We start from the raw sequence: 5,742 nt of genomic DNA on the forward strand, positions 1-5,742 counted from the left end.
AGCAGAGTTTCAGGGTTGGCCTCGGTTTTTATTGTGCCGGTGTAGAAAAACTCGATTTTTCTATATAATTTTGTAGTAACCAATATATTAGACAATTATGAATAGCAACAATAAGAATCAGATAATCCGTTTTGACTGGGCTATGAAACGTCTGCTCAGGAACAAGGCGAACTTCAGTGTTCTTGAAGGTCTGCTCACTACATTATTGGGTGAGAAAATTATTATTCAGCGACTACTTGAAAGCGAAAGCAATCAGGAGGATGAGTATGACAAGTATAACTGTGTCGATATGCTTGCCGAGAACTCCAAGGGTGAGCTGGTGTTGATAGAGGTACAGAACAATAATGAATACGCCTACTTCCAGCGTATGTTGTTCGGCACTTCCAAGCTGGTGACCGAGTATATCAATAGGGGAGAAAGCTATGACAAGGTCCGTAAAGTCTATAGCGTTAATATTGTCTATTTCTCTCTGGGACATGGAACTGATTTTGTTTATCATGGAAAGACGGAATTCAGAGGTATCCACACCAATGATCTTCTAGAACTCACTCCATTCCAGAAGCAGGCATTCAAGGTGGATACGGTAAGCCAGTTATATCCCGAATACTATATCCTGAAGGTGAACGGTTTCAATCAGGTAGCGAAAAGTCCCCTGGAAGAATGGATCTACTATCTTAACACTGGAGAAATTCCTTCCACTGCTACAGCTCCCGGTCTTGAGGAGGCTCGTGAAAGGTTGAAACTGGATAGCATGACTAAGAATGAGCTTGCTGCCTATTACCGTCATCTAGATAATATTGTAATCCTTCGTGATAATATCAATACTGAACGTGAAGAAGGAAGAGCGGAAGGGATTGAAGAAGGAGAAAGAAAGAAGGCTATCAAAGTCGCCCGTTATCTAAAGTCATCAGGAACCGCAATGGAATTAATTATTGGAGCTACTGGATTGTCTAAAGAAGAGATTGAAAAACTATAATATAAACTTTTTACATCATATTTAGGAGGAACTATACAATAGATTACGTATGGTTCCTCTTTTTGTTTATGAAACAAGTAATCTACACATAATAATAAAAGCATCAAGTCCCAATCTAATCAAGAAATAAGTTCATTTTTTATGGTATTTAACAGGAACTAGTTAAATGAATATAAAAACAGGGGGAGTAAAAGGGGGAGTATTTGATTTTACTAAATAAAAAAACCGCTGAAAATCAGCGGTTTTTTTATTTAGCTGTGGAGCTGGAGGGAATCGAACCCTCGTCCAAACGAGGAAATCATAAGCTTTCTACATGCTTATCTTTGCCTAAATTTTCGTGCAGCGGCAGAACCAAAGCCATCAACCGTTGCCTTATCCTCTAAAGTTTCATCCGCGCCACGAGGCTGGCACGAACTATCCCCGATTTGACTGCACCACTTTATCGGAATGCTTCGGAGCAACAGCTTCCGAGTGATGTCACGTCCCAGCACCTGGTGCCGGGATTAAGCTTCAATCTACTATACTTCGATTAAGCAGCGAGAGCGTAACGAGTTTCGCCAGATAAAATTTTGAGGACTGAGATTAAAGTGCAAATCAACGACGCACTGCATGCTTACCTACCATTTCTGCCCGCTGTCAAATCCAGTCAACCCCATGACTTTGTAACGGTCTGAAATTTAAAAGATTGCAGCGTTGTTAGAAGTCGTTGGTAACAAACCAGTAACAAAAGGTACATAAATAAACACCTTAATCGCTGCTTTCTTTGATGCAAAGATACATATTCTTTTGTTACCAACAATAATATATTTGCAATTATTAGCTAATACCGTTTATCTGAGATATGAATATAACCCTCAGATATACCACATCTGGCAACAGCACAGATTTGCATATTATTAATAAAGCATACCCAATCACCAAGCTATATTCCTTTGCCCTTGTAGCAAAAAAACAGTAGCCTTGAGAAAGTCTCATCATCCCAATAAACAGTTCGGAAATCGCCTCTAATTGCCTCTATGGACTTCGTAATATCCTCGCTCCAAACAGCCATAAGAAACCTCCCCCCCTTGATTCTCGCCCGATTTAGGCAGTTCTGTTTCTCTGTAACCATTTATAGTCAATGCTGAAAACCGTTCAAAAATCGCCCCTATTAGGCTTCTGTAGGCTCGCTACTCGTACAGATACCAAGAGATTGCTTTGGGAATTCATATATTCCCTAAAATATGCTCTACAACCTAATCTCGTGAAATTCGAGGCATTTTCTTTTGAGTTCCAATACCTTTTCTATACCTTTGCAGCGTTCTCCCAATTGAGAGAACAGACATAATAACGAAAAAGAGCGTTTAAGATATTATCCCTTATTGAAATCTCGACAATTTCACGCACAAGGATAATAAGCAAGAACGCTCACGCTGATGTTATATACCTGCCTCTTATTTAGAGCAGTTTATATATCGTTTGGCGTGGGCATTGTTTATTACTTGTGCTGGGCAGTCGAGAGCCTCAATAAGGTAATATTCAATGTTCCCACGCTTTTTTTATATGCTAATCAAGCATATTTTTCTTAGGGAGCTATTGCTATAAACATCAATTAACGAACAAATATTTAAAGATATGGCATTTACAGATTATTTTTATAAGCTAACGCATGGCAAAGAGATAGCTCGCTTAGAAGAAATGTTTGAAATTCAATGTGAAAGGATTATTAGTATCTGGCAAGAGAATGTGATGTACGAACGATGCACTTCTCCTGAAGAGTTAAGAGAATTAAAAGAAGCCCTTCTCGAATGTGAGGATTGTCAAAGTGAAAACGAATTTTGGATAAAATTCCGTTCTGAAGCATACATAACGAAACGCCAAGAATGGTTAGTAGAAAAAACAAATGAAGAACAAATACGAATAGTAAAGAATGCTTTTGAGGTAAAATTATTCATAACCGAAGAATTTGAACGAGCCTTTGTTGATATTTTTAACAATGATTATGTGCCTATCGAAAATGCTTATTTTAAAGCTATATGGAATTTACATCCATGCACTAATAAACCTCAAGAGGGACTCCCAGCAGGACTTTATATTAGATATAAACAAATCATCAAGATTCTTCTTGAATTAAGATATTTTATGCGTCAATATTATGTGGTGGGGGAGAATTGTTGAATGGTTTTCTAATATCAGGGAACGAAATGAACTTATTTATAATTTTAATAAGGCTTCAAAACAAGCATTTATAATAGGAATTGCACCAACATTTTTGAAAGCTGAATCTTCTCGTGGAAACAGTAATTACAGGCATCAATTTTCCAGTTTCTTTTATCATGGATTCAGAATACGAATGTTGGCAGGCAGACCGCTTGATTATGACGAAGTGATGGATATTGGGAATATGTTGATAGCCAATACTGAGCTAATAAGAAACCTTGTTACATTAGGCTATGATACATTAGAAATTACAGATATTAAAGGAAATGTGATAGATGACTGGCGATTAACAGCTTTGTTGGAACTATGGTAGTTTTATATCTAATTCGCTTTATTACAGGCATGAAATTATTACATATATACAGTTTAATAGGGTTCGTAGTCGTTGGTTGCACTTTTACTCGACCAATCCCCGAAACTTCCTCTATCATTGACGCCTCTTTGCTAAATAAAGTAGATACCATCTTAGCTACCACAATAGTGAAGTACAAAGCTACATCAGGCAAAGTTATTGTCATGAAAACCGCTACGGGTTATATCAGAGCAATGGTAGGGCTGGAACGGAAAGACACCCTCTCCCCATTCCAGCCTACAACCGATTTCTGCACCCCATATCCAACGGAACAGAGGCAGGTAGCCACCCTTTTGGCTGCACTGGAAACTGGTAAAATTAGTTTATCCGACACCGTAGATGTAGGCAAAGGTATTTATATCTCAGGTGGCGATACGATTAAAGACCATAACTGGCATAGAGGTGGCTATGGGAAGATAACCGTAGAATGGGCAATAGCCGCCAATTCTCGCATTGGAGAAGTCTTGATAAGGGAACGTGCCTTTGGCGATAAAAAGTCCGAATATGAGGCTGCAATCGAGCAAATCGGTTATGGTAAGCCCGATTCTGTCGAGGGGCTGGAGTGCATACTGAATACCGATGTGACTGCTTCAAAAATATCTCCAATTCAGTTGATTACTTTCTATAATGCGATAGCCAATCATGGGCGCATGGTGCAGCCTCAGCTATATAAGGATAGTGTAGCGATTATCAACCCTCAGATTGCTTCCAAAGCAAACATAGATAGTATTCGTCAAGTACTGGAAAGAACGGTAGCAGAAGGGCTTGGAAAGCGTGCCAATACAAATAAGGCAAAGGTAGCAGGCAAAGGAGGAACAATACAGATAGGAAATCCCGATGATTCAACCTATATCATGGATTTTTGCGGTTACTTCCCTACTGACAATCCCCGATACACCATCCTTGTTGTCTTGGAGAAACAAGAGCTTCCTGCAAGCGGTCATATACATGCAGCAGGACTGTTTAGACAAATAGTTGAACAATTAATACAGAATAAATGAAAACGTTAGTAGCTCTTTATTTAATGTTAGCCCCTCTTTGGGCTTTTGCGCAACAGACGTTTGTACCTGTTTCCGCGACTATGACTGATGCAGAAGGCAGCTATACTTCCAAAAACTTCGATGCACCAAATCTGCAATTCTGGGATAACCAATCATCCATAACAGTCAAATGGGGTGGCGATAGACTATCCCTACAAAAAGTAGGTTCAGCCAACGACGCTTATAGCACCACAGTTTCGGCTAATGGCATGTCCCTTACTGTCTCCGCTTATCGTAGCTCAAATAGCGGTAAAATATATCTGATAATGGTAAAACGGAAATCAAGAGAAGGAAGTGTAACAATCAATTTCAAAGAGAAAAAATATACCTATCAGTAATGGGGAAAGATAGTGAAAAAGGTTGTGGGTGCTTGACCGCTGTTGTTTTTGCTTTATGGATATGGTTTACTCTGGTATTATCTCCCGATAGTAATTCAGGAGCACGCTATGGTGCTATCGGAGAATTTTCATACGGCTTTGCAATTGTAGCCGGACTCATCCTTGTAGTCATTTTATGGTACATAACTCGCAAATTATAGGAAAGTAAAATAAAAAGTATGTAGCTTTATGCTATTCTCCTCATACTTTATCAATGGTAATCGCTTGCTTTAGGGAGAGAAGAAGCAACATAAGTGAGAATTTATGAAAAAGATTTCAATTTTATTACTGACTGCTTTCATGTTGATTTCATGTAGTGGTGGATATTTAGGTAGATACAGCGTTGACTATATTAAATTGAGTGATGGTACAGAAGCCGCTGTAAATGGGTCTATGATTGTTTATGAAAACAAAATTAAATTTGATGATATGGATACAATGATGGACAATGTAGCCACAATCATAGAAAAGAGAGAGGAATCATTTGGGTGCTACTTTACAATTGTAGATAAGCAGGGAAATAAGGGAATGTTGCTTATCCACAATTACAACGATGAAGTAAAATTGATGGATATGAATTATAAAAAGATAGGAGTGTTTAGAGCTAAAAAAAAGATTTGGTAATATGGAGAAAATAGTAGGGTTTATCATTTGGTTTATTTTGTGGGGCGGAGTAGCTGTTATAATACTTTATTTGGGAGAGTTTGGTTTTACTAATCCTACCTGTTGGTTGAATTAAATTAGAGAATATTTTATCCGCCCAATCGGATGATGATTAACGAAATTGACATATTGCAT

General features: G+C 38.3%; 6 protein-coding genes and 1 other RNA gene. 6 read left to right on the forward strand and 1 reads right to left on the reverse strand.

Going from position 1 to position 5,742, the window contains the following annotated elements; translation table 11 throughout:
- Positions 1 to 97: 97 nt before the first annotated feature.
- Positions 98 to 976 (forward strand): PD-(D/E)XK nuclease family transposase, encoded by an 879-nt coding sequence (locus tag M1B78_RS18035; RefSeq protein WP_257941450.1) that lies wholly within the window; start codon positions 98 to 100, stop codon positions 974 to 976.
- Between the two features lie 255 nt (positions 977 to 1,231).
- On the opposite strand, the gene ssrA is transcribed toward M1B78_RS18035, so the two are convergent.
- Positions 1,232 to 1,630: a transfer-messenger RNA gene (gene ssrA / locus M1B78_RS18040) on the reverse strand.
- 960 nt (positions 1,631 to 2,590) lie between these two features.
- Here ssrA and M1B78_RS18045 point away from each other — a divergent pair.
- The 5 genes from M1B78_RS18045 to M1B78_RS18065 all read left to right on the forward strand — a co-directional run bounded on the left by M1B78_RS18045 (position 2,591) and on the right by M1B78_RS18065 (position 5,568).
- Entirely contained in the window at positions 2,591 to 3,133 is a 543-nt protein-coding gene (locus M1B78_RS18045; RefSeq protein ID WP_257941451.1) for a hypothetical protein, read from the forward strand.
- Entirely contained in the window at positions 3,111 to 3,488 is a 378-nt protein-coding gene (locus tag M1B78_RS18050) for a hypothetical protein (protein ID WP_257941452.1), read from the forward strand. The genes M1B78_RS18045 and M1B78_RS18050 overlap by 23 nt, the downstream gene beginning before the upstream one ends.
- A 203-nt stretch (positions 3,489 to 3,691) precedes the next feature.
- Positions 3,692 to 4,528, forward strand: coding sequence for a penicillin-binding transpeptidase domain-containing protein (locus M1B78_RS18055; RefSeq protein ID WP_257941453.1), 837 nt, complete (start codon positions 3,692 to 3,694; stop codon positions 4,526 to 4,528).
- Positions 4,525 to 4,905: a hypothetical protein gene (locus M1B78_RS18060; RefSeq protein ID WP_257941454.1), complete on the forward strand. Its 381-nt coding sequence runs from the start codon at positions 4,525 to 4,527 to the stop codon at positions 4,903 to 4,905. The genes M1B78_RS18055 and M1B78_RS18060 overlap by 4 nt, the downstream gene beginning before the upstream one ends.
- Positions 4,906 to 5,208: 303 nt before the next feature.
- Positions 5,209 to 5,568: a hypothetical protein gene (locus tag M1B78_RS18065; protein WP_257941455.1), complete on the forward strand. Its 360-nt coding sequence runs from the start codon at positions 5,209 to 5,211 to the stop codon at positions 5,566 to 5,568.
- Positions 5,569 to 5,742: the final 174 nt, after the last annotated feature.

Source organism: Bacteroides muris (ex Fokt et al. 2023), assembly GCF_024704895.1.
Classification (GTDB): Bacteria; Bacteroidota; Bacteroidia; order Bacteroidales; family Bacteroidaceae; genus Bacteroides; species Bacteroides muris.

Bases quoted from the DNA above. Each gene is read 5' to 3' on its own strand.
- M1B78_RS18035 (WP_257941450.1), top strand. From the start codon at position 98: ATGAATAGCAACAATAAGAATCAGATAATCCGTTTTGACTGGGCTATG.
- M1B78_RS18045 (WP_257941451.1), top strand. From the start codon at position 2,591: ATGGCATTTACAGATTATTTTTATAAGCTAACGCATGGCAAAGAGATA.
- M1B78_RS18050 (WP_257941452.1), top strand. From the start codon at position 3,111: ATGTGGTGGGGGAGAATTGTTGAATGGTTTTCTAATATCAGGGAACGA.
- M1B78_RS18055 (WP_257941453.1), top strand. From the start codon at position 3,692: ATGAAAACCGCTACGGGTTATATCAGAGCAATGGTAGGGCTGGAACGG.
- M1B78_RS18060 (WP_257941454.1), top strand. From the start codon at position 4,525: ATGAAAACGTTAGTAGCTCTTTATTTAATGTTAGCCCCTCTTTGGGCT.
- M1B78_RS18065 (WP_257941455.1), top strand. From the start codon at position 5,209: ATGAAAAAGATTTCAATTTTATTACTGACTGCTTTCATGTTGATTTCA.